Source organism: Streptomyces sp. DSM 40750 (assembly GCF_024612035.1).
Taxonomy (GTDB): domain Bacteria; phylum Actinomycetota; class Actinomycetes; order Streptomycetales; family Streptomycetaceae; genus Streptomyces.
The window spans coordinates 224,585-240,340 of sequence record NZ_CP102513.1 but is presented as its reverse complement, the minus strand read 5'-3'; the positions used below and the strand labels follow the sequence as shown (position 1 = coordinate 240,340).

The 15,756-nt window shown below is 68.7% G+C and carries 8 protein-coding genes and 2 pseudogenes; 5 read left to right on the top strand and 5 right to left on the bottom strand.

What is annotated here, in order from left to right; all coding sequences use genetic code 11:
- Positions 1-130 precede the first annotated feature (130 nt).
- Together JIX55_RS51255 and JIX55_RS01135 are read left to right on the top strand one after the other, a co-directional pair.
- Entirely contained in the window at positions 131-514 is a 384-nt protein-coding gene (locus tag JIX55_RS51255; RefSeq protein WP_355510481.1) for a hypothetical protein, read from the top strand.
- A 1,067-nt stretch (positions 515-1,581) separates the two neighbouring features.
- Positions 1,582-2,690: pseudogene (locus JIX55_RS01135) on the top strand (hypothetical protein).
- A 12-nt stretch (positions 2,691-2,702) separates the two neighbouring features.
- On the opposite strand, the gene JIX55_RS01130 reads toward JIX55_RS01135, so the two are convergent.
- Both JIX55_RS01130 and JIX55_RS01125 read right to left on the bottom strand, forming a co-directional pair.
- Positions 2,703-3,155 (bottom strand): hypothetical protein, encoded by a 453-nt coding sequence (locus JIX55_RS01130; RefSeq protein WP_257561321.1) that lies wholly within the window; start codon positions 3,153-3,155, stop codon positions 2,703-2,705.
- Positions 3,156-4,510: 1,355 nt separating this feature from the next.
- Positions 4,511-5,116, bottom strand: a complete 606-nt coding sequence (locus tag JIX55_RS01125) for a dihydrofolate reductase family protein (RefSeq protein WP_257561320.1) — start codon at positions 5,114-5,116, stop codon at positions 4,511-4,513.
- 687 nt (positions 5,117-5,803) lie between these two features.
- Between JIX55_RS01125 and JIX55_RS01120 the strand changes: the two genes are divergently transcribed.
- The 3 genes from JIX55_RS01120 to JIX55_RS01110 all read left to right on the top strand — a co-directional run bounded on the left by JIX55_RS01120 (position 5,804) and on the right by JIX55_RS01110 (position 12,012).
- Positions 5,804-7,309 (top strand): ISL3 family transposase, encoded by a 1,506-nt coding sequence (locus tag JIX55_RS01120; RefSeq protein WP_257561319.1) that lies wholly within the window; start codon positions 5,804-5,806, stop codon positions 7,307-7,309.
- A gap of 177 nt (positions 7,310-7,486) precedes the next feature.
- A complete protein-coding gene (locus JIX55_RS01115; RefSeq protein WP_257561318.1) occupies positions 7,487-7,867 on the top strand; it encodes a CU044_2847 family protein in 381 nt (126 codons plus the stop codon).
- Positions 7,864-12,012, top strand: a complete 4,149-nt coding sequence (locus JIX55_RS01110) for an nSTAND1 domain-containing NTPase (RefSeq protein WP_257561317.1) — start codon at positions 7,864-7,866, stop codon at positions 12,010-12,012. The genes JIX55_RS01115 and JIX55_RS01110 overlap by 4 nt, the downstream gene beginning before the upstream one ends.
- A 37-nt stretch (positions 12,013-12,049) precedes the next feature.
- Here JIX55_RS01110 and JIX55_RS01105 read toward each other — a convergent pair.
- The 3 genes and pseudogenes from JIX55_RS01105 to JIX55_RS01095 form a co-directional block, all read right to left on the bottom strand.
- A pseudogene (locus JIX55_RS01105) lies at positions 12,050-13,665 on the bottom strand (oleate hydratase).
- A gap of 199 nt (positions 13,666-13,864) precedes the next feature.
- Positions 13,865-14,287: a hypothetical protein gene (locus JIX55_RS01100; RefSeq protein ID WP_257561316.1), complete on the bottom strand. Its 423-nt coding sequence runs from the start codon at positions 14,285-14,287 to the stop codon at positions 13,865-13,867.
- A gap of 43 nt (positions 14,288-14,330) precedes the next feature.
- Positions 14,331-15,545 carry a globin domain-containing protein gene (locus tag JIX55_RS01095; protein ID WP_257561315.1) on the bottom strand — a complete coding sequence of 405 codons (1,215 nt, stop codon included), beginning with the start codon at positions 15,543-15,545 and terminating at the stop codon, positions 14,331-14,333.
- Between the last annotated feature and the right edge of the window lie 211 nt (positions 15,546-15,756).

Genomic DNA, 15,756 nt, shown 5'->3' with positions numbered 1-15,756 from the left:
GTCCGCGCCTTCTTCCGCCGCTGGCGCGAGCGCGGGCTGATCACAGACTTCCACGACCGGCTGCGCGGGAAGTCCGTGAACGGGAGGGCCGCGAGGCAGGGCCCACGGCGGGAGCATCGACGCGCAGTCGGTGCGGGCCGCCGCGACGGTGTCGGCAGCCTCACGCGGTTACGACGGCGGCAAGAAGGTGCCGGGCCGCAAACGGCACATCGTGACCGACACCCTCTTGCGTCAGTGGCCGCATCATCGATGTCACCGTCGGCCTCGCGGCGTCGTCGGCCGTGTTGTCAGTGGCCTGCGGCATGATGCGGGGCACGTGACGGCCTGCCCGACAGGGGCTTTGAGGCCGTCCTCGACGAGGGGAGTGCTGTGCGTAGGCCGGTCGCAGGCGAGGTGCGTGTTCACGATCGTCAGATCTACGTCGAGAGCGATCCGGACAGCGCCAGACCTGACCTCGCCAAGGCGCTCGCGTACCAGATCGGGGGGTTGTGCGGGGCTGCGGTCCCAGGTGTGATCGTCCTGTCCACCGGGCTGTACGCGGGCGACGTCGGCTTTGTCGTGGAAGTCCACGACGCAGCCCCTGTGCTGGACCCGGTCTGGGATGACGTGATGGAGGTGTCCTTCCGCCCCGAGTCGGAACGCACAAGTTTGGTGCAGGGGGACGGCGAGGCCGCGTGGGACCTGGGTCTGGCCCGAACCGACTACCGGGTCCGGTACTGCGCCCGGGGGATGGACGAGGGACGGGAACTCTCCACCAGAGTGGCTGGGGAGTCCCGGGCGGACAGCTACCTCCTGCAGTTCTGGCCTGCCCCACCCCGCCCGGACGAGGTGATCCGCCACACCTCGCGGATGGCCGGGGACCTGCACTGGAACGTGCGCCAGACGGCGCGTACGCCCGAGCAGCTCGCCGAGGCCGAACGCCTGACTCGCCAGGTGTTCCAACGGGCGGCCGAGGAGCGGGCCGAACAAGCCGCCGAGGGGCGCCGCCTGCACCACGAGGAGTGGGAGTGGGGCGGGCGGCTGCCGAGCGAGAGGCTGCGCGGTGCCCGCGAGAGCAACGTCCTCGGTCTGCTCCGCTTCGACAGCGACCTGGTGCACGCCCTCGATGTCGTGGGTCCCGAGGTCCAGCGCGCAGTGGCATTGCTGGCCGCGCGGCGGGCCTGCGAGGCTGCGGGCCTGACCGATGTGCCGTGGGTCGCCCAGGCGCTCTCGGAGTCGGCAGAGGGACGCCCTCTGCCGCCGCCGTTCGACGACCCGGCCCGGATGTGGGAGGCCCTGCGCTCCGACCCTCGTGTACCGGACAGGACGGTGCTCGAAGCGATACCTCCGGAGCGGCCGCCGTACGTCCCGCCGCCGTTCGCGGACACAGGGCGCAAGGTCGTCGTGGTGCCCCTTGCCGTTACGCCGCGCACCCCGGGACGGATCTCACAGCCGCACTTCGCTCTTCCCGCCGTGCTCGCCGCCGCCAAGCCCGCCCCGCTCGTAGCAGCACTGGACGCGGTGTGGCATGCGCTGAACACGTACGGCGAGCACTACCCCGAGCTGCTGGACGAGATCCGGTCGGTGTGCGCCGAGCGGGCAATGAGCATTGCCGCCGCACTCCGTATCCGTACCACTCCGCCGCGGCTGGTCGACGTCACCGCGGTCGCCCCGCAACTGGCCCCGCTGGCACGCACGGCGACCCGGCTGCATCCCCGCCCCGGGTCGCCCACGCCGTACGACAGCTCCGTCGGCGGGCCGCTGCTGTGGCCCGCCGACGAGCCATGGCCGCACTGCGAGGGACCGCACGAGTGGGACGGGTGGAACGAGATCCTCTCGCCCGAGGACGTGCGGCAGCGGCGACGCATCCGGGCAGCGGTGGCGAACCGGCCGGGCGGCGATCCCCCGGGGACCCGGTACACGCCCGAGGAGCTGGCGATCGAGGAGCGGATCAAGGCTGGCCGCCCGTGGCCCGAGGGCCCGATCGCCATGCTGCCCGTGGCCCAGTTGTACGTACGCGACGTCCCCTTGCTGCGCCCGCCCAAGCAGGCCGAGGCAGATCTGCTCCAAGTGCTGTGGTGCCCCTTCGACCACCCCGCGCAGCCCGAGACCGCGCTGTTCTGGCGGTCCGCCGCCACAGTCACCGACATCCTCGACACACCCCCGAGCCGCCCGCGATCCAGTTCCCCGGCTACCTGCCGGAGCCGTGCCTGCTCGCGCCGGAGCAGATCACCGAATACCCCAACATCATGGAACTGGGCAAGGAGCTCCAGCGGCAGCTGGAGGACTGGCGCAGGTGGCAGACGGCCGGCGCCGCTCTGGACAGCTTTGACAACACGCCGTACCCGCTGGACAGCTCTGACACGCCCTACTCGAAGGATTTCTACAACGAGCTCTACACGGGCAGGATGTCCGTCGCTCCCGGCTGGAAGGTCGGTGGATGGACCCGTTGGGGCCTCACCGATCCCCTACCCCGGCTCTGCCCCTCATGCGGCACCGAGATGGATCCGCTGCTGACCATCGCCTCGGGCGAATGGAACTCCAACTATCCCGACTGGATTCCCGACGAGGACCGAGCCCGCTCTCTGTCATCCACCACCCATCCCGAACCGCACAACCCGACCATGCTCGACCTCGCCCGAGGCTACGATCTGCAGCTGCACGTCTGCCCGGTATCCCCGGACCATCCGCACATCGAGCTGATCCAGTGAGCCGTTCCCCAGTCAGCGGCTGCGTCGCCGTCTGCCGGACTTCGGCGGCGGCCGCCAGCTCCAGTTCCAGCAGGTGATGCTCCGGCGTCGGCGATCTCCAGCCGACCCGCCAGGTAATCCGTGACCTCCACCGGTACCTCGCACGGGTCCAGTAGGAACCGCGCGAGGTGAATGCCCGTCAGTCGCCAGCACCGTCACCGGCAGTCCTTCGCGCCAAGGCGGCACGATCGAGCCCGGCACCGGCGCGGGCACGGTTTCTGCCTCCGCCTCGGTCACGGCGGTGGTATCGGCAGCCGAGGCCGCCAGGGCCTCGACCAGCTCCTCCCGCGCGATCACCCGCCGGTCCAGCTCGATCTCCGCGGCCTCCAACACCCCGGCCAGCCGCGCGACTTCCTCCCGCAGCCCTTCCACCCGCACCCGGGCCGCTGTCTCCCGCTCCTCCAGCATTCCCAACACCGACGCCATCGCGCACCCCTCGATCAAGGAGCCGAAACAAGACGCCGCATGCCTCCCTCATCCCGAGCTAGACCATGTCTGACCAGCGGAAAACAAGCGATCAGGTTCGGTTCAGATACGGCTTCTACGGCATGCAGTGCGCCGGAAGCTGCGGTCGGCCGCAGGGCTCCAACCCAACACCGGGGTGGAGCCCCTGCGCGTTGGAAGGGGAATCCGCTGCGGGCGAGTTCGGGAGGGGGATCGTGGCCGGTGGGTCGCCCTCGATACCGTCGGTCTGGACCCTTGCGGCCTGGTTGAGGCCGAGTTGAGGCCGCAAGGACAGGAACAGACTGACAAAGGCTGAGGAGCACCGACACCGTCCACCCCATCTGAGCTGCTAAAACGTCAAGGATGAGCGTTGATCGACAAGGGTCGCCAAGATCCTCAAAGGACTCATAATCCGTCGCCGTGGGTTCGAGTCTTACCCGCTCCACCAGAGCAGGCCTGTGACCTGCGAAAACGTTCATTTTTGGCTGGCGGAGCGTCAACTTTGCCTGAAAACGGACTGAATCCGCTGCTCGCGAGTTTGGAGCCGGTTAGGCCTGCGTCAGCTGGTGGGCGCCTGACCTGCACGAATGCGCCAGGCTTGGGGCTGGGGAGACTTGTTCTGCTGGGCCGTGCTGCGGTGGTGGCACGGACTGAGGCCATCGTGAGGCCGGTGGTAATGGGGACAGGGCTGTCGACGGGTCTGCGCTCCGGCCGGTGCAGGTGGGTCGACGCGTTCGATGTGGCGGTCGTCTGGGTTCGCGGCACGCGAGATGTGCGTCGAGGTGGGGTCAGGAACTTCGACCAGGAGGAAACGACCCCGGGCTGTCACTCGATCCTCTTGTAGGGGTGCCGCGTGGTTCTTGCGGTGAGGACGTCGGGGCAGTCGAAGACGGGTCTCGTCCAGCTGCTCGGATTACGGGCCGCCGGTACCTGGGTGTGTCTCCGCTCGTGCGGAGAGCGCATCCCGCGCGTCCTGGACACCCCGCACTGAGTCCGGTTCACCTCCGCTCGCGCGGAGGTGAACCGGCAATCACCCTGGCCGGTGTGGCGCGCATGGTCTGCTCTGCGTGTGAGCGGAGGTGAACCGTACGGCGGCAACTATGTCGCGGGGTGGAAGGAGTGTTCACGTCGAGAGCGTCGTCCCGCCGGTAGCAGCGAAGGCGGTCACGTCGCCGACCTGTCCGGTGATGAGGATCTCTGAAATCGGCCAGGGACGCTCTTCCCTCCACTTCGTTGCGTCTTGAAGCGTGTGGCGAATAAGAGCGCGTGTGAGGGCCCAGCGACCGAAGCCGCCGGCGCCGGCCTGGCGGCCGTCCAGGCCGGCGGACGGGGCGACGTCACGCAGGGACGCCGAGCGGCGGGTGCTCGAGCACGCGGGGCTTGTACTCGACCAGCTGGATGCGGCCGTCGAAGGTGCGGTGCTCGATCATCTCGAGGGCAACGTCCGGATAGCCGTCGTAGATGCGTTCTTCGCCTGTGGCCCCGGTGATCACCGGGAACATCACGACCCGGAAGCGGTCGACGAGTCCGGCTCGTAGCAGGGACCGGCACAGGCTGAGGCTGCCGATCGTGCTGAGGAGCCCCGAGCCACTCGACTTCATGGCGCGGACCGCCTCGACGGCGTCGTCGCGGACGAGCGTGGAGTTGGCCCACGTCAGTGGCTCCTCGAGTGAGGAGGAGAAGACCACCTTGGACGCTTGCGTGAGCTCGTCGACGGACGCCTCTTCTTCGGGCCTGAACTCGTCTTGGCCATTCGGGACCTCGCCTGCGGCGAAGCCCGACATCAGGCGGTAGGTGTTCGCTCCCATCAGGTAGGTGGCCTCGGGCTGCTCGCCGAGCCATGCGAGGTACTCCGGGCCCTCGATGCCCCAGAACCCGGGCCATCCCTCTCCCGATGCGTGGCCGTCGAGGGAGGTGATGAAGTCGACGAGAAGCTCCGACATGGCGGTGTCCTTTCCTAGGGTGTCACGAGCTTGGACCGGCCGGGAGCCACAAACTCATCGGCCGCGCTGCGGAGTAACGAGATAACGAGAAAACCCATGACGCTGCAGCCGATCAGGCCGGGGGAGCGGCACTGCTTCGGAGGGCCCGAGGCCTACATGATCGCGTTATGCACGCAGTCGGGTAATGATCTCCACGCGATTGGGAACGGCGGTTTGAGTTCTGTCAAAGCCCCAGCTCGGCCCCACCCGCGAACGGCCCACCCCGCTCTACTGGGTGATCGGTGAGGCCTCGCTGCCCGACGTCGACAGCGTGTGCTTCATCCACTCACCTGCGATGGCGGCGGAGCACTTCCGTGAGTACGGCCCCGCTCCGAGGTCACCGCGTCCGGCTTGCTGGAGTTCCGCGAACAGCTCGGCCGCCGGATCGCGAACCAGACCTAATCATCGGCCGAGGACAAACGGGCCCCTGCCCCAGGAGGTCATTCCACAGCTGGGGAATCGCGAGCAGGTGTGGGCACACCCCCGAGCAGGGGGCGGCCAATTTCAAGGTTCAGGCAAGATTTTCGTGGAGCGTGACGGAGCGTCAGCTACCTGGCATCGTCACCTAAGTGTGACGAGCTTCTGGATATAGCGTTCCCGCACCTGAAGACGGTGCTGGTGGAGCGGGTGTTTGTCGAGGGTGGCACGGTGCATGTCACCGCGCGTACTCGGGACGACTTCGTGGTGGACTGCCCCGGCTGCGGCTCGGCCGCGCATCGTGTCCACAGCCGTTACCAGCGGCACCTCGCCGATACCGCCGTCGCCGGGCGGCCCGTCGTCATTGACCTGTCGGTCCGCCGCCTCGTCTGCGATCAGCCGGCTTGCCTGCGCCGTACCTTCGTTGAGCAGGTCGAGGGCCTGACCGTGCGCTACGGCCGGAGAACCCCGCCACTGCACCGCCTGCTGGTGGCGATCGCGTTGGCCCTGGCCGGGCGGGCCGGAGCCCGGATGGCGGCGGTGCTTGCGGTGGCAGTCAGCCGGGTGACGCTGCTCAGCATGCTGATGGCTCTGCCCGACCCGCCCGCGACCAACGCAGCGTCCAGTCCGCTGGTGCTGGGGGTGGACGACTTCGCCTTCCGCAAGGGCCGGACCTACGGCACCGTCCTGGTCGACGTCGACTCCTCGGCGGTGATCGATCTGCTTCCCGACCGTTCGTCCGACACTCTCGTTGCGTGGCTGACCGCGCACCCCGGCGCCGAGGTCATCTGCCGTGATCGCGACAGCAGCTACAGCCTCGCTGCGACCACGGCCTGCCCAGATGCGGTGCAAGTTGCTGATCGATGGCATTTACTTCAGGGCTTGTCCCGGGCGGTCGAGCAGGTCTGTCACCAGCACCGCGGCTGCCTGAAGAAGCACGCAGAGCGGGGCCAGGGCCGCCCCGTTCAGCTGCCTGTGCTCGATGCCCTGCCTCCGACGTTGATCGTCCAGCGTGTCCTGAACCGGCACGTGGAGATCAACCGCATGGTCAATATCGGCTACCCGGTCAGCGAGATCGCCCGCCGCCTGGGCCTGGACCGCAAGACCGTGCGCCACTACCGTGACATCGACCTCGACACCCTGCTCGCCTCCGCCCGCGACCGCCGCAGCGTCCCCCTCGACCGCTTCAAGCCCTTCCTGCAGGCCGAGTTCGCTGCCGGCCGCACGAGCGGCAAGGAGTTATTCCAACGCCTGCGCGAGCAGGGCTACCGGGGCGGCTACTCCACCCTCACCCGATACCTCCGCACCGTGCGGGCCGGCACCGCACCCCCAGCCCCCGCCGAGATACCAAGCCCGCGGCGGATCACCGGCTGGATCATGCAGGCCCGCGAGAACCTGTCACCACGCAGCACCGCAGGGCTGGACGAGGTACGGCTTGCCTGCCCGGACATCACCGCAGCCTGCGACTTCGCCCGCGCGTTCACCGACCTGCTCCGACATCGCCGAGGCGCCCAACTGGAGGACTGGATACGCCAGGCCGAACGAACGGCACCGCCGCCCATCAAGGGCTTCGCGGGGTTCCTGCGCCAGGACCTCGACGCCGTACTGGCCGGACTGACCCTGCATTACAGCTCTGGCATCGTCGAGGGGCACGTCAACAGACTCAAAACGCTGAAGCGGCAGATGTACAACCGCGCCGGACTCCCGCTGCTGCGCAAGCGGGTCCTTCTCGCCTGATCGCGATGACGCTCCGTCACGCTCCACGAAAATCTTGCCTGAACCAATTTCAAAGAGCGCCATCACCGACGGTGCGGGCCGCAAGGTTACGGGTTTACCGACACTCGTCTCTCGCGCGGACGGCCCACTCCGTGTGGCGGCACGTGCCGGGGCCAAGGACGCTGGCGGAGTCCCTGGGTGAGCGAATGCGAGAAACGAGGAGGCGTTTTGGCACCCCTTACTCGGATTCCGCTGAACGGTGGAGGCAGCATCCTGGTCGAGCAGACGGCCACGTCGGACGGGCCGGTGAAGGCCGGCCGTTTTGCCGTCCACGAGATACCAGTGACTCTGCAGGGGGCGCTGGAGCCGGTCACGGAGGCGGCGCGGGTCGCGCTCGATCAGCTCCGCAAGGCTCGCCCGGACGAGGTCACAATCGAGTTCGGGGTCGATCTCGCGTTCGAAGCCGGAGCCGTGATCACCAAGACCCAGGCCGGTTGCCACCTGAAGGTGACGGTGTCGTGGAAGAACGACGGCTCCGTCCATCCGCACGCTGGCGAGAGCGCGGGCTGGTCCCGGTGACCAGCGCGGACAAGGAGCCGGGCAGCGGCGTCGCATCGGATCTGCTCGCCGCAGTGGCCCAGGTCCTCGGACCGGACGGGGCGGTGGCCGGGGTGGGATTCCTGGTGGCCGAGGGTGTTGTGGTCACCTGCGCGCACGTCGTCGCAGCGGCCGGGGGCGGACCCGGAGAGGACGTGCTGCTCTCCTTCCCCCATGTGGCGAACTCGGACCGGGTGGAGGGGTGTGTCCCGGGCGAGCTGTGGCGTGCCGCCGAGGGCGAGGATGTGGCGTTCATCCGGCTGAGCAACACGCCGACAGGGCTGCGGCCGCTGCCGTTGGGCTCCGCGGCGGGCTGCCGGGGCCACCAGGTGCGTTCGTTCGGATTCCCGGCCCAGGCTCCGCCTGAAGGGCACTTCGGCTTTGGGGTGGCCGGAGATCTGCTGCCGGGCTCGGACGGTAGGGGTGCGCATCTGCAGCTGACCGCCGCCAACGACCTCACCACCGGCTTCAGCGGCGGGCCGGTCCTGGACGAGGTGACCGGCCTGGTCATCGGCATGCTCACCGAGATCGCGGCGCCCGACGCGTACGAACGGGGTCAGGGCATCGCGTATGTCACTCCGGCACAGGTCTTGCGGAAAGTCCTGCCGGAACTGGCCGATCGGGCGCTGTGTCCCTACCGGGGGCTGGAGTCGTTCACCGAAGAACAGGCCCGGTGGTTCCAAGGCCGACAGGACGCGGTACGACAGGTCGTGTCGAACCTGGCCCGCCAGCGGCGGCTCGCGCTGCTGCTCGGGCCCTCCGGGTCGGGCAAGTCGTCTCTGATCCGGGCCGGTGTGCTGCGTGCGCTGGCCGCGGGGAAGCTGCCGGGCAGTGACCGATGGTTGCCGGTGCTCGCCCGGCCGAGGCAGGACTTGTTGGCGGAGATCGAGCGCGCGGGGCTGCCCGGGGCCATCACCGAGGGGATTGCCGCTGCGGTCACGCGCCGGCTTGCGGCCGAACCCACCTATCAGCGCATCGTGCTGGTCATCGACCAGTTCGAAGAATTCTTCACTCAAACCGCTCATGGCCGCCAGCGGAACCGTACGGCCGTCGCCGACCAGATCGCCGAAGCGGTCGACGCGCCCGCCGAACTCAGCGTGATCCTGGTCATGCGCGACGACTTCTATCCCCAACTGGCTGCCCTGGCACCGAGGTTGCTGGAAGAGGCGATGCCCGGGGTCCTCAACGTACCCGGCACGCTGACCCGGCAGGACTTGCACGACATCATCGTCCTGCCCGCACATGACGTGGGACTCCATTTCCAACCGGGACTGCCGGAGCAGATTATTACTGATGTCCTGGCCACCACTCCTGAGGCAGCGACAGCCGGGGAGGCACCCGTGACCGTGCTGCCCCTGCTGGAGCTGATGCTCAGCCAGCTGTGGCTGCGCCGTCAGGACGGATACCTCACCCACGAGGCCTACCGTCGCATCGGAGCGGTCAGCGGAAGCCTGACCACCTGGTGCGACAGCGCCCTCAACGAGCTGTCCCCCGGTCAACGGCCCATCGCGCGGCGCATCCTGACCTCGCTGGTGCACCCCGCCGACCCTGCCCGCCACATACCGGCCGTCCGCGCGCAGGTCCCCCTCAACGAACTGCGAGACCTGGCAGCGGGCCCGGACGACGCGCCCGACGGTGACATCGACACCGTCATGGCCGCTCTCACACACCATCGCATCATCACCACCCAGACGCTGCGAGACCCACAGCGCCCAGACGCCCCTCCCGGCGATCCGGTGGCCGAACTGATCCACGACGCGCTCATCCGTGACTGGGGCGCACTGCGCGAGTGGATCAACCAGGATCACCGTTTCCAGGAATGGCTCAACCGCACCCGCGAACAGCAGGACCGCTGGGCGGCGACAACCGACCCTGGAGACCTCCTCGGGGGAACAGCACTCGCGGAAGGCCTCGAGTGGTCACAGCGACGTCGACTGCCAGGCAACATCACAGCCTTCCTCACCGCCAGCAAGCGCCGCCAACAGGCCGCCATCCGACGTAGCAGGCGCCTCAACACGGTCCTTGCCGGCCTGCTCGTACTCGCACTCCTTGCCGCAGGGGGCGCTCTCTGGCAATGGCGCACGGCAAACGCCCAACGGCAAGCAGCGCAGTCCCGTCAGCTCGCCACCCAATCCGACACGCTCTTCCGCACAAACCCTGAACTCGCCTCGCTGCTGGCCGTCCAGGCCTACCGCACCAGCCACACCCCTGAGTCCGTTGAAAGCCTCCGGACCGCAGCGGCTCTCCCCCTGCATCGACGTCTGACCGGGCACACAGACGAGGTGAATTTGGTGGCCTTCAGCCCCGACGGCCGTACCCTCGCCACCGCCAGCAACGACACGACCATACGGCTGTGGGACACCGCCACGGGCAAGACCCGCACCACCCTGACCGGCCACACCGACAAGGTGTGGTCGGTGGCCTTCAGCCCCGACGGCCGAACTCTCGCCACCGCCAGCAACGACACGACCATACGGCTGTGGGACACCGCCACCGGTAAAACCCGCACCACCCTGACCGGCCACACCGACGAGGCGTATGCGGTTGCCTTCAGCCCCGACGGCCGAACTCTCGCCACCGGCGGTTTCGACGCGACCATACGGCTGTGGGACGTCGCCACGGGCAAGACCCGCACCACCCTGAGCGGCCACACCAGCGAGGTGATTTCGATTGCCTTCAGCCCCGACGGCCGAACTCTCGCGACCGGCGGTTACGAGACGACCATACGGCTGTGGGACGTCGCCACCGGCAAGACCCGCACCACCCTGACCGAGCACACCGGCGACGTGTATTCGGTGGTGTTCAGTCCCGACGGCCGCACCCTCGCCACCTCCAGCAACGACGCGACCATACGGCTGTGGGACGTCACCACCGCAAAAACCCGCACCACCCTGACCGGGCACGATGGCTGGGCGAATTCGGTGGCGTTCAGTCCCGACGGCCGCACCCTCGCCACAGCCAGTGCCGACGCGACCATACGGCTGTGGGACGTCGCCACCGGCAAGACCCGCACCACCCTGACCGGGCACACCAGTGAAGTGTATTCGGTGGCCTTCAGCCCGGACGGCCGCACCCTCGCCACCGGCGGTGTCGACGACACCGCCCGACTGTGGGACGTCACCACCAGTGCGACCCACACGTCCCTATCCGGGCACACCCACCAGGTGAGTTCCGTGGCCTTCAGCCCGGACGGCCGCACCCTCGCCACCGCCAGTGCCGACGACACCGTACGGCTGTGGGACGTCGACACGGGTGAGACCCGCACCATCCTGAGAGGGCACACCGGCGACATGAATTCCGTGGTGTTCAGTCCCGACGGCCGCACCCTCGCTACCGCCAGCAACGACGCGACCGTACGGCTGTGGAACGTCGCCACCGGCAAGACCCGCACCATCCTGAGAGGGCACACCGGCGAGGTGTTCTCGGTGGCCTTCAGCCCGGACGGCCGAACTCTCGCCACCTCCAGCAACGACGCGACCATACGGCTGTGGAACGCGGCCACCGGCAAGACCCGCACCAGCTTGGCCGACCACAGCGGCACGGTGACGTCGGTGGCGTTCAGTCCCGACGGCCGTACCCTCGCCACCGCCAGTATCGACGACACCGTACGGCTGTGGGATGTGACCACCGGTAAGAGCCGTACCACCCTGAGAGGGCACAACGGCTGGGTGACGTCGGTGGCCTTCAGCCCTGACGGCCGCACTCTCGCCACCTCCAGCCACGACGCGACCGTCCGCCTGTGGAACGCCGCCACCGGCAAGATCCGAACCATCCTGACCGGGCACGCTGGCGAGGTGTTTTCGGTGGCGTTCAGTCCCGACGGCCGTACCCTCGCCACCGCCAGCAACGCCCCGACCGTACGGCTGTGGGACGTAGCCGCCGGCAGGGCCGTCGCCACCCTGTCCGGTCACAACGACACGGTGGCGTCGGTGGCCTTCAGCCCTAAAGGCCACACCCTCGCCACCGGAAGTGTCGACCACACCGCGCGGCTGTGGGATGCGAGCCTCCCCCAACCCTCCGAAGCGATCAAGAAAATCTGCCGCTCGGTCAACCGCGACCTCACCCCACAGGAACGGACGGCGTACCTGCCGGATCAGTCAGGGGGCCCGGTCTGTCCAACAAGATGAACCAGTTCGACCCCCACGGCAGCCACGCTCCTCCCGGCTAACCGCGATGCATGGTCTCCAGAGCGGCGACCAGGACGTGGGGATCGTGGTGGCCCTTGTAGACCGCGGGCGGCTGCTTGCCGAGCTTTTGAGGAGCTGGGCCACCGCGGTCCAGGCGGTGCGGACCGAGTACTCGACGGTGAAGACGACGTCGTCGGGCACCTCGGCGAACTGACCGATAAAGGCGAGATTGAGCGATCCCTTGGGTACGACGTGTGGCCTGTCGTCGCGGCGGCGGGCCAGGAACTGGCTGGTGACGTACGGCATGAGGCAGGGCACGACGGTAGAGGTCTCCAGGACACGGGCTGCCGTCGGCTCGTCGAAGGGCAGGTGGTGCAGGACCTCTTCGAGGATCTCCCGGCCGGAGCACATCGTCATCGGCTTGGGCGTGTGGTTGCCGGGGCGGCCGGGATGCAGGCCGTAGCCCCACCAGACCGAGACGCCCTCGGGCTGGTCGCGGTAGACGGGCTGGCGGTTGGCGACGATGGTGAGCAGCCAGTTGGAGTGGGTGAACGTCATCAGCCCGCCCCGGCCGGTCTCCCTGCCGCTGAACTCTGCCAGGGCCTCGAGGAAGACCGGGTCCTTGGTGGTGACGGTGAACGACTCCCAGCGGGACTCCTTGACGTGCTTGTCGAAGGCGTCCGGGTTGCCGAAGTCGTCGCGTCCCCGTGCCAGCCGGTGCCAGAGCAGCCACGCGTCCGAGCGATGGGGAGCCGGTGGCGGTGCGGCGGTGTGCGAGCCGAGGCTGGAGGAGTCGGTCATGGAGCCGTTGGTGACCAGGACCAGGTCTTCAGGGCCTACCTCGATCTGCTCGTCACGGCCGCTACGGGACAGGTAGATGCGCTCAACCCTCGTACTCCTGCGGCCCGGTGCGAGTGCGAGGTCGGTGACGTGGCAGCCGGTGTGGATGGTGACGCCCCGTTCGTGGAGCCAGGCGGTCAGGGGGCGCACGATGGAGTCGTGTTGGTTGTAGCGGGTGCGGTAGGTGTCCGACATGGAGGCGAATTCGGGGAAGAGGTGGATGAAGCGCCTGAGGTATCGGCGGAACTCGATGGCGCTGTGCCAGGGCTGGAAGGCGAACGTGGTGCACCACAGGAACCAGAAGTTCGTGGTGAAGAAGTGCTCGCCGAAGCAGTCGGTGATCCGCTTGGCGTCCAGGTGTCCCTCGGGGGCAGCCAGGCAACGGACCAAGTCCAGCCGGTCGCGTTCGGAGAATCCCATCGACCGGGTGTCGACGATCTTCCCGTCGCCGTCGCCGTCGCCGTCGCCGTCGCCGTCGCCGTCGCCGTCGCCGTCGACGAGACGTGCGATGTCGTCCCAGGAGAAGTCCTCGTGTCCGGCCAGGATCTCCTGTGTCACCGACACCGACGGGTCGTCGAGGGTGGGAATGCCGGACAGCAGGTCGTACGTGCAGCGGTACTCGGACTCGAACATCCGCCCGCCGCGCATGGTGTAGCCGGCGTTGGCCGTGCCGAACGCGTCGAGGCTGCCGCCGATGTTCCGCTGCTCCTCGAAGAGGTGGATGTCCGCTCCGTCGAATCCGCCGTCGCGGATCAGGAACGTGGCCGCGGCGAGCGCCGCGATGCCGCTGCCCACCAGATACGCCTTCGCCATCACACAACTCCTCGTTGTCGCCCGTCGATCGGGAACGGCACAACACCAGCGTTTCCTGCGCCTGCGAGCGCTGTCAGTGGGCCGTTGGTCACCCGTCTGGTCCGAACGGCCCGGGATGTGGGCTCCCATGCACAGGCGCGAAGAAGCACGGATGCCCGGTCGGTGGACCGACACCGACCGGGCTGTACTCGCCGCGGGCTCACGCCGGGCAAGAGTCCGCCGCGCTGCCGCTGTCTTCAGTAGCGCGTGGCTCAGCCGCCGCGCCGCGCCACGGCGGTGCCGGTGCGTGGTGGCCGTGGTGCCCGGCGTGGACCGCCTTGTCGGTCTGGCGGCGCAGCCGGTCCTGGAGCTGGTCGACGACCTCTCGGCCGGTGGCCTCTTCGGCGAGCACGACCACTTCGCGCCGTCCGACGTGCAGGGCGGCCGTCGCAGACCAGGGACGATCTGCGTGGTGGGCGGCTGCTCTCGTGATCCGCACCTCACCGGTGACGGGAGGCAGTCCCGGCCGGTCCACGACGGCGTCGATCTTCGTGCGGGCGTAGGCCAGGGTGTCCTCGTCCACCTCTCCGTCCGAGCGCAGCAGCACGACGGGGGTGGTGGCCTGGGTGTCCTTGCCGGTCATATCGGTTCCTCTCCAGGAAGTGCGGTGGGATGTCCGACGTCGTTCAGGCCGCCGGGCCGGGCAGCCACAGGTCGGGGCCGAAGACCTCGTAGCGGATGCGCTGTGCCGGAACCCCGGCGCGCAGCAGCTGTCCGCGGACGTCGCGCATGAACGGGAGCGGGCCGCACAGGAATACTGTGGCGCCGTTGGGCAGTTCGATGCCGTCGAGGTTCATCAGGCCCTCGCGGGCGTCGGGTTCCTCCGGGCCAGGGCGCTCGTACCAGAAGACCGCGCGGGCGCCCGGCAGTTGCTCGACCAGTTCGCCCGTCTCGGTGCGCAGGGCGTGGTCGGTGGGGGAGCGGTCGGCGTGCAGGACCAGCACCGGGCGGGTCGAACCGAGGGCCGTGAGGTGGGCCAGGATGCTGGTCATGGGGGTGCCGCCGATGCCTGCGGAGACCAGGACGACCGGAGTCACGGCGTCGGCCGGGTCGTCGAGGAAGACGTCGCCGAAGGGAGCGGAGAGCGTCAGTTCGTCGCCCTCGTGGACCTGGTCGTGCAGCAGGCCGGAGACCTCGCCGTCCGGCGCGTCGGCCGTGCCGGCGACCCGTTTGACGGTGATGCGCCGCAGCTCCCCGCCCGGGTCTGAGGACAGGCTGTACTGCCGCAGTTGGCGGATCCCGTCGGCCATCAGGACCCGCACGCTCACGTACTGGCCTGCCCGCGCCCGCGGCGCCGGTTCGCCGTCGGCGGGACGGAGGACGAAGGACACCACGTCCGGTGTCTCGGTGCGGCGCTCGACGACCGTCCACTGCCGACAGACCTGGCCGGGCTGGACGCCCGCGTCCTGGTACAGGCGGGCCTCACGGCCGATCAGGGCGCCGGCCATCAGCCAGTAGACCTCGTCCCAGGCGGCCGCGACCTCCGGGGTGACCGCGTCGCCGAGGACCTCCGCTATCGCGCCGAACAGGTACTTGTGCACGATTGTGTACTGGTCGTCGGTGACGCCGACCGCGGCGTGTTTGTGCGCGATGCGGTCCAGCAGGGTGTCCGGGCGGGTGTCCGGGGCGTCGAGGAGCGTGGTCGCGAATCCGGCGATCGAGCCGGCCAGTGCGCGGCGCTGGGCTCCGCTGGCCTGGTTGCCGCGGTTGAACATCCCGTCGAGTAGTTCCGGCCGGTCGCGGAACATCGCGCCGTAGAAGCGGGTGGTGATCTCGTCGAGCGCTCCGGCCACGGCGGGCAGGGTGGCACGGACGACGGCGGCGGATTCTGCGGACAGCATGAAGCCTCCCGGGCAAGGGATGAAGGTGGGAAGGACAGCCGCATCGCGTCGGGCGGCATCTTCTGTGTAGCAGGCACCTGGCTGCGTTTCGGCGCTGTTTCACGGCCCTGGGCGAAGAGGGGCCGAACGGCCCCGTTGATTCAGGAACATCGGCCCCACAAGCCGTCCCGCCGCAGGGCCGCACGGCACCGGGTCGACCTCCCGTCGGCCC